Annotated in this window: 12 protein-coding genes; all 12 read right to left on the bottom strand. The window is 36.8% G+C overall.

Annotation, left to right across the window (positions count from 1 at the left end; genetic code table 11):
• Nucleotides 1–22: 22 nt before the first annotated feature.
• On the bottom strand, nucleotides 23–859 hold the full coding sequence (locus ACEVFT_RS08695; protein WP_004225865.1) for an alkaline phosphatase family protein: 837 nt from the start codon (nucleotides 857–859) through the stop codon (nucleotides 23–25).
• Entirely contained in the window at nucleotides 849–1937 is a 1089-nt protein-coding gene (locus ACEVFT_RS08690; protein WP_202341631.1) for an ABC transporter substrate-binding protein, read from the bottom strand. Before ACEVFT_RS08690 ends, ACEVFT_RS08695 begins: the two co-directional genes overlap by 11 nt.
• Nucleotides 1938–2172: 235 nt before the next feature.
• Nucleotides 2173–2550, bottom strand: coding sequence for an ELKS/Rab6-interacting/CAST family protein (locus ACEVFT_RS08685; RefSeq protein WP_225340785.1), 378 nt, complete (start codon nucleotides 2548–2550; stop codon nucleotides 2173–2175).
• Nucleotides 2551–2622: 72 nt separating this feature from the next.
• Complete coding sequence (locus ACEVFT_RS08680; RefSeq protein ID WP_305193148.1) at nucleotides 2623–3141, bottom strand: hypothetical protein; 519 nt, start codon at nucleotides 3139–3141, stop codon at nucleotides 2623–2625.
• Between the two features lie 12 nt (nucleotides 3142–3153).
• A complete protein-coding gene (locus ACEVFT_RS08675) occupies nucleotides 3154–4371 on the bottom strand; it encodes an aminopeptidase (RefSeq protein WP_305193147.1) in 1218 nt (405 codons plus the stop codon).
• Nucleotides 4372–4399: 28 nt separating this feature from the next.
• Nucleotides 4400–5152 carry an ABC transporter permease gene (locus tag ACEVFT_RS08670; protein WP_004225875.1) on the bottom strand — a complete coding sequence of 251 codons (753 nt, stop codon included), beginning with the start codon at nucleotides 5150–5152 and terminating at the stop codon, nucleotides 4400–4402.
• A 3-nt stretch (nucleotides 5153–5155) separates the two neighbouring features.
• Complete coding sequence (locus tag ACEVFT_RS08665) at nucleotides 5156–6094, bottom strand: ABC transporter ATP-binding protein (protein WP_004225877.1); 939 nt, start codon at nucleotides 6092–6094, stop codon at nucleotides 5156–5158.
• Between the two features lie 506 nt (nucleotides 6095–6600).
• Nucleotides 6601–7098, bottom strand: a complete 498-nt coding sequence (locus tag ACEVFT_RS08660) for an S-layer homology domain-containing protein (protein ID WP_279494258.1) — start codon at nucleotides 7096–7098, stop codon at nucleotides 6601–6603.
• A gap of 11 nt (nucleotides 7099–7109) precedes the next feature.
• Complete coding sequence (locus ACEVFT_RS08655; RefSeq protein ID WP_004225880.1) at nucleotides 7110–7346, bottom strand: InlB B-repeat-containing protein; 237 nt, start codon at nucleotides 7344–7346, stop codon at nucleotides 7110–7112.
• 213 nt (nucleotides 7347–7559) lie between these two features.
• A complete protein-coding gene (locus ACEVFT_RS08650) occupies nucleotides 7560–10487 on the bottom strand; it encodes a cadherin-like beta sandwich domain-containing protein (RefSeq protein WP_279494255.1) in 2928 nt (975 codons plus the stop codon).
• 160 nt (nucleotides 10488–10647) lie between these two features.
• Nucleotides 10648–14475 carry an InlB B-repeat-containing protein gene (locus ACEVFT_RS08645; protein WP_279494254.1) on the bottom strand — a complete coding sequence of 1276 codons (3828 nt, stop codon included), beginning with the start codon at nucleotides 14473–14475 and terminating at the stop codon, nucleotides 10648–10650.
• 608 nt (nucleotides 14476–15083) lie between these two features.
• Nucleotides 15084–15221, bottom strand: a complete 138-nt coding sequence (locus tag ACEVFT_RS08640) for a hypothetical protein (RefSeq protein ID WP_004224881.1) — start codon at nucleotides 15219–15221, stop codon at nucleotides 15084–15086.
• Nucleotides 15222–15338 lie beyond the last annotated feature (117 nt).

The following is a 15338-nucleotide window of genomic DNA, read 5'->3' as shown; positions in this document are numbered from 1 at the left end:
AATAAGAGCGACTACTATTTATTTAAACCTCTTTTGCTGTAAAGACACCTTCTAACAGGAGTGGCACCATATCTTCAGCAGGCTTGATATTTAATAAATGACAGCACAGTGGTGCAACTTGTAATTGAGAAATAATGCCTTCTTTTATACCTGCCTTTACAGCATCTGAAATGACAAATAGCGGGACATGACGATCCTCATGCGTTGTGCCGCCATGATTACCATCTCTTGTCATGCCATGATCAGCCGTAACGATAACCTCATAGCCCAGCGCCATACACTTTGGAATAAACAATGACAGTAAAGCATCCACCGCTAAAACTCGATTGCGATATTGAGCAGAATCTGCCGTAAATTTGTGACCATCATCATCAACATTCATTGGATGAATATACAGGAAATCAGGCTGCTTTTGAGCCATTAACCATGCTGCATCAGCAAATACATGACTATCTGGATAATGATCCTCAAAATAGAACATACCGTTGTCAATTGGTAATTGTGTATCGAGTTGTAGCCTGTCCTCCATATGATTAAATGGCGCTCTATTATAAAGCTCACTCACCCAATAATAGGCGGAGGCTGCTGTAGTTAAACCATGCTCCTTTGCGATATGAAAGACACTTTGCCCTTTCGATAAACGCACTGTCATATTGCTGGTAACACCATGTACAATAGGGGGTGTACCTGTTAAAATCGTCTCATACAATGGTCTTGATAAAGACGGCACCTCTGAGCAAACCTTATAGCGAGCAGCTACCTGACGCTCGACTAAATGGTGCAAGAACCCCATATGTGTGCAGGCTGTGTCAAAGCGCAATGCATCGATAACAATGAGAACCACTTTGTTATTTTGCATGGATTAACACCTGCTCTTGATAGAGTTGAGGGATTTGCTTCGTTGTATCTTCCCATGTCTTTTGATCTTTAACAGGTTGTGCATTCGTATACATATCAGCGGGTAATAGTAAATCTTTTACATCCTGTGGTAATTTTACTCCGTCTCGAATTGGACGCGCATAGCCTTTTGCTAAATTTTCTTGACCTGCATCAGATAAAATATATTCACGTGCGAGCATGGCAGCATGTGGGTTTTTGGCATATTTGTTAATTACCGTTGCATAACCAGAAGTGACAGATCCCTCTTTAGGTATCACTACATCAAAGCGGTCCTCATCAATTTGATGACGATAACCTAATGCATTAAAGTCCCATAAGATCGCAACATCTATTTCACCTTTTTCTAGGTTCGCTACTGATGGATCTCCCTGTAGACGTCCTTGCTTCGCTAATTCTGCAAAGAAATCTATACCTGGTTGGATGTTCGACTCATCTCCACCAAATGCCATAGCCGCTGCTAAGATGGCAAACTGTGCTTGGTTAGCTGTTAATGCATCCCCAATACTGACTGTGTAATCTCCATTTTTTAGATCTTCCCATGATGTTGGAGCATTCTTCACATTATTTTTATCTGTCAAGAAAGAAATGGTCCCCGTATAGCCAACAATCCAGTGTCCTTCATCATCTTTAGCCCAATCAGGTATTTCATCCCAATAAGACGTTTTGTATGGTAATGTTAAGCCCTTGTCCTTAGCGATTGGTCCAAAAGCAATCCCGACATCTCCAATATCTGCGGTAGCATCATCCTTCTCTGCTTCAAACTTGGCTAACTCCTCAGCACTCGACATGTCCGTATCCTTGTGTTTGATACTATATTCGGTCCCAAGTTCCTCCCATGTTTCCACCCAGTTCGCCCATGTATCTGGCATACCGACAGAATTAACAATGCCTTCTTCCTTTGCTTTTTCTGTAATGTCCTCAAGCGATAAGTCCTTTTTTACCTCATTTGCACTAGATGAACTGTCAGAACAAGCTGCCAACATGGAAATAGCTAATGCACCAATTAGACCTTTTTTCCACAGTTTTTGAATTGTCATGTGTTGGACCCTCCATTTGTTTTGCTTTATTTTTATTTGCTTACAAACGTAATGTTATAAAACAAACATTAAGCAAGTATGGAGGTGTTAAGAATATTTAGTAAAAATTATTGAGGAATTATAAAAATCTATGAATTTAATGAATAAATATAGTAGGCTTGTAAAGCTAGCGAGGGTAGATACGGAAAAACCTAAGTATGTGTACATTTGCTTTACAGACGTACACATACTTAGGTTATTTGGAGAGACCTAAAAAATCAGCATAGGTATGCGGCTCATTTTCCTTGAGAATTGTTAAAAATGTAAATGCCAATTGCACAACTGACCACCATCTCATATTGTAGGTCATTTCAAAACGAGGGGGCTCTAATGAAAAGACATCTTGAAAAATATCTAACGGTTCTATTTGCTCATCCTTTAAAATGGATAGAAAGCCAAGAAATAACGTATGATCTTTAACCTCAATCAATTTGTCCTCTACAAGAGCATCAATATTTTCAGGGTGTTGAAAATTACATTGTGTAGCTACATAACGTTCTAAATCCTGAGCACGCTTTCGGTCTTCACGTTCCTTTTTTTTTGCAATAAAATCAATGACGTTATTCACGTACATCGCCTCTTTTTTTCTTTTATTGTAGCATTTTTTATAGAAATATTGCCTGAAATAGCCCTTTATCCATTCCGTTTAAATGGTTTGTTTTTTATTAAATTCCTCTAAAAAAGTAGTCAATTTGTGAAATTCTACAGAGAAGACATCTTGCATTCCAAAATATCCTTCTTTTTCATCTATAATAGTGGCAAACTTTTTATATAGACGGTGAATATAGCCATGATGGCGATAAGCATAAAATTGGACTTCCTTCACTTCTGGGTGTTCTTCTAAAATATGTTTTAGCATTTGTAGAAAACCCCTAACAAAGGATCGACTATTTTGATATTCTTTCTTTAATAGTGCGCAATCAATAAAAACGATATGTTTATTTTTAAATTGATCTTCTCTTACACCCAATGTATAGCTTGCTGCAGCAAATACTTCCTGCTGTGTATTTTGAAAGAGGAGCAGATTTGTTTCCTCTATCATGACATATAAACTACCAAGTGTATCTAAAATCGGATACATATCATCAAATATATTTCTATTTTGCAAAAAGAAAACAGCGAATTTTTCATAATCCTTATCAGTCTTACACTGCACTATTTCCATTCATCTTCCCCCTTATTTAATTACCCATTTACCATTCACTAAAATTGCTTCGGCAGTACCGTCCTCTCGTATTCCATTCACCTTTAATTTTTGTGAGCCTATCATAAAATCAATATGGATCATACTATTATTTATGTTTTCTAGGTTTGCACCATCTTCTTTCAAGCCTGAAGCATAGGCTTGCCCAATGGCTAAATGACTGGATGCATTCTCATCAAATAAATTATGATAAAATAGTAGATTGCTCGCAGAGATTGCAGAATCATGAGGAACCAATGCAACCTCACCTATATATCTAGCACCCTCGTCTTTTTGAAGAATACTTTGTAATGCATCCATCCCTTTTTCTGCAAAGAAATCAGTAATTTCACCATCTTTAAATGTAAGTGTAAATTGATCAATGATCTGCCCTTCATAAACTAATGGCTTTGTATTTTTGACTATGCCATTTACTCCTTTTTTGAGTGGTGTTGTATAAATTTCTTCAGTCGGCATATTACAAATAAATGAGCTTCCCATGTCATTCGTTTCCAAGCCATTAACCCAACGATGATTTTGTGGTAGCTCTATTTTTAAATTTGTTTCTTCGCTAATGAAATGTAAATAACGGAAATACTTTTCATTCAATAATGTGGCCCTTTTATTTAATGTATCAACATGCTCTTCCCAGGCTTGTAGTGGGCTCTCTTCACTTAATTTTAGTATTTCAAAAAACTTTTCCCATAATTCCTCAAGAGCATTTTTGGGCTCTAAGTCAGGGAAAATAGATGCTGCCCATTGCTCCGTCGGATAAACAATAACAGTCCAACTAACTTGCATTTTAATCAATTTTTCGGTAAAAGAACGAAAAGCAAGTGCAGAAGCATACTCTGCTTTTTCTACCTTAACATGGTCTATTCCCTCCATATTTTGCAGGTGGGGTGAAATAATATAAAGAAAAGCGGCACCACTACTCGCCATTTCTTCATACCCCTTCACAAGCCAATCTGGTGTATAGGCTAAGCCTTGCTCTGTCATATATTCATATTCAATTCGAGCAAGCTCTTCATCAATCCACTTTATATAAACATAATGTGCACCATTGAGATAGGCATGTCGGCAAACCCTTCGAACAAAATCGGCAGCAGCCATTGAGGCAGAAATCACTAAAGTCTGTCCTTGTTGAATATTAATCCCTACTTTTATGACCAATTCCGCGTACTGCTCTAACTTAGTTTCAAAAGTTTTCATTTTAAATTTAACTCCCTATTCAAATAATTTATTGAACACGCCAATGTATTTTTTTACTGATTAATAGATAAGAAAAACAGGAAAAAATGAGTAAGATTAGAACATCTATGAATGTAGAATTGGTCCATCCAACCGTTAGCATACCGTGTAATACATTCGCTACATATGTTGTTGGTAACACGTAGGAAATCCACTGCAGAACGATGGGAAGGTCTTTCAGCTCAATCATAACTGGTGTTAAGAAAGTAACAAACATCAACAAAAATTGCGCTACAATATTTGTAAATTGAGGATTTGGAGATAAAAACCCCATTAATACACCAATGCCTACTACACTAAAAATCGCCAATAAAGCGACTGGTAGTAGAAGCCACTCAAAATGAAGATTGACCCCGTAAATTTGCTGACCAAACGTAAATACAATAATAAACGAAGGTAAGGAAGTTAAAATACCATAAAACAACAAAGATAAAATAAAATTAACCTTTCGAATGGGAAGGGAGGAGTAATATGTAAAATAGCCCCCAAATTTTTGATACGAGATATCCTGCCCTAGAATATTCATACCCATTAATAGAATACTAAAAATCATATTACCGATAATTAATCGTGCCAATTGTTCAGAGCTAGATTCACCCAGTAAAAATTCGAGAAACACTAAAGTAACTATTGGAAAAATGGAAGACATTGCAATAATCCATAATAATTGATGCCTTACGATGGCTATTTGTATACGAAATAAAATAAGTAATTCAACAAAGAATTGACTAAAGGCATTCATTAACTATTCACTCCTTTGCTGTTCTTGAAGTAGTGAATAGACATCTTCTAGACTTGGTGGAAACAGAGAGTATTGGTTAATGTTCAATGTCTCATCCTGTATTATTTCAACAATAGTACGAACCATATTTTTCTCGATTAACATCGTGAGTTTTGTATCCTCTACTAATTCTGCTTGTCCAAAATCTTTCAGTCTGTCTTTGATATTGTGAATAGAGGCCTCCTGCGCATAAATTTCTAAACGCATTCTTTGGTCTACTCTTCTCTTTAGCTTTTCGACATGGTCAATGGCTAAAAGCTTTCCGTTATCTATAACAGCTACACGATGAACAACTTTTTCAGCTTCCAAAATATTGTGAGTGACTAAAATAATTGTTGTACCCTTTTGGTTAAGCTCACGAATGATGTCCCATACTAATTTCCGTTTTAATGGATCCAGCTCATTTGTAGGCTCATCCAAAATCATAACAGATGCCTGACCAATCAAAGTTGCTCCTAAACTAATGAGTCTTCTTTGACCACCCGAAAGCTTTGACAGTAGCTTATCTCGATAAGCTTCCATGTCTAACCTCAGCAAAATATTATCTGTCTGTTGCTTCGACTCTTTTTTGGAAAGCCCCTTTAATCTACCCGTAAAATAAATGGCTTCCCATGTTTTTAAAAATGATAAAGCAAAAGTCTCCTGTGAATAATAAGCAGTCTGTTTCAATACATACTTCGGATTCTTAGATACTTCTTGTTGATGAAATTTCACGGATCCCTCTGTTGGTGCTAGCTGTCCTATCATTTGCTTTATCAATGTCGTTTTTCCTGCACCATTCGGGCCTAATAATCCAATTATTTCACCTTTATATATAGTCAATGAAATGCCATTATTTGCTTTAAATTTACCTTTTTTATAGTAGAAAGTTACATTTTCTAATTCATATATTGGTTCAAGCATGGTAAACAGCCTTCCCTGATTAAATTTCAAAAGATGAGGTCTGACTAAAAAGTCAGACCTTGAGGTAATAATTATTTACCGAATGGCTTTGTATCGCCTTTTGGGAAACCCATTGGAGGAAACATCATTACTTTTCACCTCACTTTCTTTTCTCTATTGAGTGAACAACCATCAGATAAGCTAATGATAATCACTGCTTATTTTTGATTCTATATTACTTTAAAGTAATATACAACTAGAAAAATAGAAAAATCAGTTTTTTCTACTTCTAATAATAGACTAATTTAACTTATAATTTCTTCTATCTATTGGACTATTTACAAATAGAAAATATTTTTACCCTTTGTTGCTATACGTAATATCCATTACTTTTCTTCTTTAAATTAATGAGCTTTCAAATGTGATTATAAAAATATCTATTCATCGCTAATCTATATTACTTAAAGTAATATTCGACTTTACAGTGTTCATAACGATGTGAAGCTGTTAGATTACACAAAAGATAGTTAAAATTGGAGTGCCCTGAATAAAAAGGTCGCTAGCTCGGCACGTGTTACTGGCGTTTTGGGATAAAATTCACCATTACTCCCCAATGCAATCTCAACCTGTTCTAGTGCTGCAATATAATCCATGCTCCAATGATTACTAGAAACATCACTAAATGAACTTGTACCCTCAGAAGTTAGTTGTAATGTTTTTGCTAAAATTTTTGCTACTTGTGCACATGTAATAGCTTCTAATGGTCGGAATGTGTCACCCCACCCATCAATAATTCCCCCTTGCTGTAGCGTGTTGATCTCTTCATAGTAGATAGGTTTTGGTGCTATATCAGAAAAGACTTTTGCTGAGCGAATTGATTCAAACTCGAAGGTGCAAGCAAATAATACTGCTACATGCATTCGACTAATTGGTTCATTCGGACGGAAAGTCCCATGTTCATAACCTTGGATAATCTCTAGTGTCGCTAGTTCCTCGACTATCTCTTTTGCCCAATGGCTATCCATATCATCGAACCTTACCAGTGCTGCGGTGTGTCTGATTCGTACACTGGCAAAGGTATCCACTTTGCATATATTACTAAATTCTCTCGAATAACTGTATCTTCATCCCACTTAATTTTAAATGCTGCATCCTCATACCAGCCTCCAAAGCGAAAACCATCTTTGGTAGGCAAAGGTAAATCACTTATTTTTGTATTATAAGCAACCTCTAATGGCGGAAGTATTGTACCACCATTTGTATTTATTGTCACCTGATGATGGATTCTGTTGTAATTGTAAAATGAAGTGTCTCATTTATATTTGCAAATACGGTCACATTACCACACACAGGTTGTATAAGTAACAACCTGATGACAAATAACGAAACCACTTGTTGCCATGTTCTTCTCATAACATCCCCTTTATCCCATAATCACACATGTTGATTAACAAAATTATACAAATATGAACCATGTTGGATTTTATTATTGTTGTAAGGCTCTGTATAAAAATGCTACAAATTGGGCACGTGTTACTGAAGATTCTGGTTTAAAGTAACCGTTATCCCCTAACGCAATATCATTTGCCGCCAGAGCGATAATATAGTCATGTGCCCAATGTGTTGATGGAATATCTTTAAATGTATGTGTGCTCGTTGGTGATAAGTTTAATGCTATAGCTAATACTTTCGCTATTTGAGCACGTGTCATATTTTCATTTGGCTTAAAGTATCCGTTAATACCTTGATACAGACCAGCTTGTTGCACCAACTTGATGGTTTCATAATACCGATGATTTAGTGGAATATCCTTAAATGTTTGTGCTTCCTGTATGGGATTTAGTTTAAAAATACGGGAAAATATTAACGCAACATGCTGACGAGAAATCGGATCATTTGGTTTAAAAGTACCATCCACATACCCTGTAATATATCCACGTTTAGCAAAATCACCAATCATTGTGTAAGTCCAATGATGCACGGGCACGTCTGAAAAGATAATATCTGTAATGGGCTCTTGCGGTTGCTTAGGATCAGTCGGTACCAGCTGAGGAAGCTCTATTGGTGCTGGTGCTGCTGGCTCTACAGGCGCTGAGTTTCCTGGAATTTGTGGTGAATCTACGGGTGCTGGTAGCTGTTCACGATATATTTCAACTTTGTATTTCTTTTTCGTAACCCCGTCTGGTGCTGTTATTTCTAGTAAAATAGTATTTGCCCCGAAGTTTAGTGACACTGTCATTTTCTTTCCACTGCTGCTTGGTATTCCATTAATCATCAGCGTTGCATCATGGTCATCCAGTATTGGTGTTAAATCTATACTATTCACATTTACATCAACATTAACTGAATATTTTTCAATTTGAGAATCAAATGACGGCTTCAAATTTCCATAATTCAACGTTAGACTTTTTAAATTTGCGTTACTCGATGGGAATCTCGTTACCGTTACTGTATAGGTCTGCGTTGTGTTATCTTCTGCTGTTACTTCGATTGTTACCGTATTCTGTCCTACATTCAGCGGAATCGGATCTGATGCTGTGCCACTACTCACCGCATGCCCGTCCACCTTTATTTTAGCTGTGGCATCTGCTGCTGTTGGTGTTACTGTTAAACTAGTAATAGCATTCTCTACGCTTGCTGTATAGGTGAAATCTCCCCCATTAAATACAGGAAGGAATGACCCCGTGCTTAGAGTGAGATCACTCAGGTTAGCATTATTCGATGGGAATCTCGTTATCGTAATTGTATAGGTCCTCTGCGTTGTGTTATCTTCTGCTGTTACTTCGATTGTTACCGTATTCTGTCCTACATTCAGCGGAATCGGATTTGATGCTATGCCACTACTCACCGCATGCCCGTCCACCTTTATTTTAGCTGTAGCATCTGCTGTTGTTGGTGTTATTGTTAAACTAGTAATGGCATTCTCTACGCTTGCTGTATAATTGCTATCTCCTGAGCTAATTTCAGGAGATAGTATTCCTGAGCTTAAAGTAAGACTAATTAGATTAGCATTACTTGATAGCGCCCGCGTTACTTTCACTTGGTATGTCTTTTTTGTGCTATTTAAAGCTGTTACTTCTATTAATATTGTATTACTTCCAACATTAAGGGGAATTGTAGCTGATGTTGCACCACTACTGACTAGATTCCCATTAACCTTAACTGTTGCAGTTGAATCTATAGCATTTGGTATCACTGTAACGGTTGAAACTGTGTTCATTACATTGACATCATAAGAAAGTATTTTTTTAGAAAATTGTGGAGAAAGCGTTCCTTCATTTAAATGTAAGCCCTCTAAATCCGCTGAATATAAATGCACGGTGGAGATTGACTTATTTCCTGCATGATCTTCCGCAAACAATGTATATGTCCCAAAATTATCCACAACAATTTTATTCTCAGTGAACGGATTTCCTCCCGTCAAAAAATAAGATTCATTTTGATTTCCAAATGCCCATTTCTTCGTTTTCACTCCACTTTTACTATCAGTAATGGTAATTGGAACTTCTAATTTCTGATTGGTAATTATGGTCATATTGCCACTTGTAATGATTGGTGCATCTTTATCGATATTATCAATAGTAATCGTTTGAACAGTTGAATTTAATAAAATATCCCTTGCATACCACGTAATCGTTCGATTTTGATCTATACTAACAAAAGAATCTACTAATGAGTTTCCAGCTGTATTAAAATATGATTCATTTTGAATGCCATAATCCCACTTTTGAATCTTCAAATCACTTTCACTACTAATATTTGCCGTAACTGTAACATCACCATTTGTCCATCCTGTAGGGGACTTTGTTAAATTGATCACTGGTGGTGTTGGATTTAATTTTAATGTGTAATTCACTTTTTCATACCTTAAACGTTTATGTGTTCCATTAGAAATGGTTTCATAGTAGCTTAAATTAGCCCATAAAGCATTAGCAGGAACGGTAGCACTTTCCACAATATTTACACCATCTACACTATAGCGGTATTTTTGATTCGTTATTGGGTTTTTCCCACTCCCAATATCACCATCAAAATTACTTACTGTTATCCACTTAACATCAGAAGGAATATCAGTCCAATTGTGAACATACTGCTTTTCTACAGATTTTCCATCACGACTAAACATGTATTCTATACCATTATCTAATGGCAGAGTAATTGGAAAAAATGTTATCCATTTCGCATCTGTCGGTAAACTATCTCTATCGGTAAAATTTTTTGTTAAATAATCTCCACTATATATATGGAGAATCCCTGCAGAATCTCCTTCTAGGTATTGGATATAGGATAGAACCTCTCCATTAACTGTAATTTCTGCTGCCTTTGTTGCATTTGGTAACAAGCCCAAACTACATAAAATAATAACAACACTAGTGACTAACAATAGCTTCCACTTTTTTAACGGTTGTTGCATCGAATCCCTCCTTCTTCTTTATTTAGTGATTCATCAGAATTACCCTCACTATCTATTCACTACTTTATATTACTCAAAAGTAATATTCAACAAAAATATTACTCTTTCATAGTATAATGGCGCGAAGCTGTTAGATAGCCTCACGCCTAAAAAATCATTTTTATTGCTGCATTGCTCGGTATATAAAAACCGCCAATTGGGCTCTTGTCACAGAAGCTTCAGGGTGGAACTTGCCATTATCCCCTAATGTAATCTCTGCTCGCTCTAATGCCGCAATATAGCCAACACTCCAATGATTGCTATCTACATCCTTAAAAGAACTCTTACCTTCTGATTTCAGTTGTAGTGTATTTGCTAAAATTTTAGCTAATTGTGCCCGTGTAATATTGTCTGTTGGACGAAATGCTCCATCCGCTCCATCAATAATGCCTGCCTGCTGTAAGGTCATAATCGCATCATAGTACATATGGTTTGGTGCTACATCCGAAAAGGCTGCTGTTGGGCGAATCACCTCGAATTCAAAAGCACGTGTGAATAATGAGGCAACATGCTGGCGGCTAATTGATTCATTCGGTCGGAAAGTACCATCTTCATATCCTTTAATAATGCCCTGCGTTGCTAATGCCTCAATCATATCCTGTGCCCAATGGTTTTCGATATCTTCGAAAGTCACCACGGAAGGCTTTGACTGTGGGGATTGCTGTGGTTCTTTCGGTTCTTTTGTTGGCAATATTATCCATTTTGCATAGAGCGTTAAATTCTCCCTCATAAGCGTATCTTCAGCCCATTGTATCGTTAGCGCTTTATCTATATACCAACCGTCAAAACGAAAACCTTCCTTTGTTGGTACAGGTAAATCACTGACTCTTGTATTATAGGTAATCTCCATGTCCTCTAAAGATAGGCCACCATTTGTCTCGAAGGATATTTGAATAGACGTTGATGGATGAGAAGCACTACCTCCATGCGGCATTGAAGGACCATTGGCATTACCTCCACCAGGTGTTGAAGAATTCGCTATCCATTGAGCATACAAAATTATATCTGCCTCACCTATTATTAAAGGCGTATTTGCTATATAGGCTATACCCTTACCATCCTGTGCTGTATTCCAGCCCGCAAAAGTATAGCCTGTTCTTACTAGATTTCCACTATTTCCTTGTACCATTACTGTTTCATTTTCTTCATATAATGTACTATCCTTTGGCACTGTCCCACTTGTTGCACCATTTGCATTATATATGACTGTATAAGTTGGGTTCGCTGTCCACTGGGCATACAAGATGACATCGGCTTTTCCCATTTGAAAGGTTGCATTTTCGGCATAGGATATTCCCTTACCATCTGCTTGTGTATTCCAGCCTTTGAATGTGTAGCCTGTTCTTACTAGATTTCCACTATTTCCTTGTACCATCACTTTTTCATTTTCCTCATATAATGGACTATCCTGTGGCACTATACCACTTGTTGCGCCATTTGCATCATATTTGACTGTATATGTTTGGTTAGCTACCCACTCCGCATACAATATAATATTATCTGTACCCATTGGGAAGGTATCATCCACTGCATATGCTGTGCCTTTACCATCTGCTTGTGTATTCCAGCCTTTAAAGGTATAGCCTGTTTTCACAAGATTATCGCTATTAACCTTCACTGTCACAAGGGCATTTTCTTCATATTTCTGATCATCTTGTGGCACACTGCCTCCCGTTGCTCCATTTGCATCGTAGATAATGTTATAATAATTTGGCACTTCATACGCGCCTAAATCAATCGCCGCTCCTTGCACACGTTTTTTCCCAGCAAGGTCTGTTGTTATATCTGCTAATTCAGGATAACTAGCATTCCCTTGATCTATTACTGGAGAATCTGCTTTTAAGCGATAATCTTTCTTGCTTGAATCCATAAACACATCTGTTGGCAGATAAGTGGGCGTATCAACAGCCGTCCCAGTCGTATCAAATAGTTTCCCTCTTATGTTCTTTCCTACTTCCACATCGAGCAAGCTATTTTCAACTTTACCTTTATAATTATAAAAGGCAATTTTCTTGTTATTTCCGATAATAATACTATTTTGAATTTTACTAGCTGAGCCACCTCCAGAAATAGCACCCACTCCATATTTCGGAACATCGCCACTGATGGTCACATTCGTTAAGATGATATTACTAGTTGGAGAGTCAGTACTTATAGTAGCACCATCAAAATCTGCCTTGTTGCCAGTAAATAACGTATTTCTTAAATTGGGGCTGCTACTGCCATCATTGAACATACCGCCCCCAATATACGCTTCATTTCCAATGAATAGCATATTCGTTAAAATTGGATTACTGACACCATCATTAGACATAGCCCCTCCACCATAACCGGCCTTATTTTCACGAAATGTTACAGTTGTCATCATCGGGCTACTATTGGTATTGTGCATGCCGCCCCCATTGATTGCATTGTTTTGATCAAACGTTACATCAGTTAAGCTTGGGATACTATAGTTCGTATTAAACATCCCTCCTCCTAACTGACTTGCCTGATTTTTATTGAATAGCACATTTTTCAATAGTGGACTACTATTGCTACCAGTATTAAACATCCCTCCTCCATACTCCGCCTTATTCTCGCTAAATGTTACCTCCATTAAGTTGGGACTGCTAGCATCATTGTATAGAGCACCTCCATAAAAAGTAGCTTCATTTTCATTAAAGGTTACGTTTGTTAAAGTTGGATTATTGGCATAATTGTACATGCCACCACCATGTTGAGTTGCCTTATTTCTATTAAATTCAACTTCCGTTAAGATGGGATTACTCACGTTACCGTTGTATATACCACCTCCGTATACTGCTTCATTGCTAGTAAATGTTATATTTGTTAAAGTCGGACTACTGCTACCACCATTATAGATAGCGCCTCCATAGCCAGTCGCTTTATTTCCATCAAATTTGACACCACTTAATCTTGGACTACTACTAGCATTGTAGATAGCGCCACCTAGGTACGCTTCATTTCCATTAAATAGAACATTTGTTAAAATCGGGTTACTTCCTCTAGTATTATACATAGCACCTCCATAGCCTCCACCATCTCCCTGTGCCTTATTCCCGGTAAATAGGACATTTCTTAAGAGTGGGTTATTGCCATCGCTATTGTACATCCCACCACCATACATATGCGTCCCCTTATTAGCAAAACCTCCCGTAATGGTGACACCATCGAGAATGGCTGTTTCATTTAATACACTTACATCAGGGTCATATCGATGATAAAATACATGATAGGCATTTTCTCCACTAGGAAGTGCTCCACTTAGTATAGTTTTGTATGTGTTAAAATCTCGCTGCGCTAATGTCTCTTCATCACCTTTAAAACCGCCATAAATTTCCACACCATTTCTCATTCGGAATGCTACGCTGCGTGAATCATTTACATCCATTTTTCTAGTTGGTGTGTATGTTCCTTGGGCAATCCAGATTTGCTGTCCACTTAGTGCGCTATGTAAAGCGGATTGTAAATCTTGAAATGCATTGTCCCAACTTGTACCATCATTATTCCCAACAGTAGCAGTTGCGTCCACATAAATAATAGAGTTACCTGCTGACAATAACGATGGCTTTTGTTCTGCGATGCGAATTACATGCTTACTAATGGCGGATTGCCCAATGATTCTAAACCAAATATGATAGTCCCCTGCATCTGTTAAAACAAGTGGCGTTAAAGTATTGAATACTGTCCATGTATTTCCTTTGTCGTTAGAAGTCTCTATCTGTAGACTAGCACTATCAACTGTAGTTGTTGTCGCTTGAATAGTAACAGGACTTGAAGCAATGTCACCATCTATATAAGGCTCTCCATCTGTTGTGAGTGTGACAGTTAGTATGGGCTGTTCATGATCATTCGTTTCAGCATACACTGGGAAACTACCAACTACAATCTGTGCCATTAACAAATAGATGACAAATACCGATACTGCCTGCTGCCATTTTCTCATAGCATTCTCCTCTTTCTATACATTTTACTTCTACCAATATGTGATTGAAAAAGAATAGGAGCACTCTCTTACATCAATCATGTTCTAATGCATATACGAATAACAAACATATACGATAATTATATTATTTAAAAATTTTAAATTGCTATAAAAGCAAAATGCGACTCTATTTTGGATTAATTTTACATATTAAACATTAAACATCACTCCCATGTACAATCTTCCTTCTTCTTAATGGTGTCACTCATTCACTAAGTCTATTTAAAGCCCCATCGATTTTTACAGTAGTTTAGAAGGTTTGATTTGATCCTAAAAAATCTGGATGAACGTTAACAGAGATGTTATTTTGGTACTCATAGATCCTTCTTTCTACATCTTGATATAAAATAACAATAAGCAATTTTATATTACTCAAAAGTAATATTCAACTATATAAAAGAAAAATCATTTTCTTTTATATAGTTATTTCCTCTATTTTCTCTAGTAAATATCCTTTCTATTACTAAAGTTACAATTATCTATCTCTTGGCTTTTTACTTTGGCAACAATTGAATGAATGCTAATCATTCAATCAATTCACTAAAACACTCTGAAACCCATATGTGTAACTAAATCTTTCCAAAAACACCCCTTGTCCCCTGAAATTTCACTAATCCATCTACAGTTGCTAATTGACCAATCAATTGCTTTATACCTTCTTTTCTGTAGTAGAAAGTTACATTTTCTAACTTACTCTGTTCAAGCATATTAAACAGTCTCTTCATTTAAAAGATAAAGGTCTGACTAAATAAGCCAGACCCTTAAGTAATAATTACTTAACAGTAATACGGCCACCTTTATCTCCTACATATGGCATTGGTGGA

It is taken from the genome of Lysinibacillus sp. PWR01, assembly GCF_043359455.1.
GTDB classification, from domain to species: Bacteria; Bacillota; Bacilli; order Bacillales_A; family Planococcaceae; genus Lysinibacillus; species Lysinibacillus fusiformis_F.
Note: the sequence above shows the minus strand (reverse complement) of the source record. Positions and strands in the feature narration are given on the sequence as shown.

Bases quoted from the DNA above. Each gene is read 5' to 3' on its own strand.
- ACEVFT_RS08695 (WP_004225865.1), bottom strand. From the start codon at position 859: ATGCAAAATAACAAAGTGGTTCTCATTGTTATCGATGCATTGCGCTTT.
- ACEVFT_RS08690 (WP_202341631.1), bottom strand. From the start codon at position 1,937: ATGACAATTCAAAAACTGTGGAAAAAAGGTCTAATTGGTGCATTAGCT.
- ACEVFT_RS08685 (WP_225340785.1), bottom strand. From the start codon at position 2,550: ATGTACGTGAATAACGTCATTGATTTTATTGCAAAAAAAAAGGAACGT.
- ACEVFT_RS08680 (WP_305193148.1), bottom strand. From the start codon at position 3,141: ATGGAAATAGTGCAGTGTAAGACTGATAAGGATTATGAAAAATTCGCT.
- ACEVFT_RS08675 (WP_305193147.1), bottom strand. From the start codon at position 4,371: ATGAAAACTTTTGAAACTAAGTTAGAGCAGTACGCGGAATTGGTCATA.
- ACEVFT_RS08670 (WP_004225875.1), bottom strand. From the start codon at position 5,152: ATGAATGCCTTTAGTCAATTCTTTGTTGAATTACTTATTTTATTTCGT.
- ACEVFT_RS08665 (WP_004225877.1), bottom strand. From the start codon at position 6,094: ATGCTTGAACCAATATATGAATTAGAAAATGTAACTTTCTACTATAAA.
- ACEVFT_RS08660 (WP_279494258.1), bottom strand. From the start codon at position 7,098: ATGGATAGCCATTGGGCAAAAGAGATAGTCGAGGAACTAGCGACACTA.
- ACEVFT_RS08650 (WP_279494255.1), bottom strand. From the start codon at position 10,487: ATGCAACAACCGTTAAAAAAGTGGAAGCTATTGTTAGTCACTAGTGTT.
- ACEVFT_RS08645 (WP_279494254.1), bottom strand. From the start codon at position 14,475: ATGAGAAAATGGCAGCAGGCAGTATCGGTATTTGTCATCTATTTGTTA.
- ACEVFT_RS08640 (WP_004224881.1), bottom strand. From the start codon at position 15,221: ATGCTTGAACAGAGTAAGTTAGAAAATGTAACTTTCTACTACAGAAAA.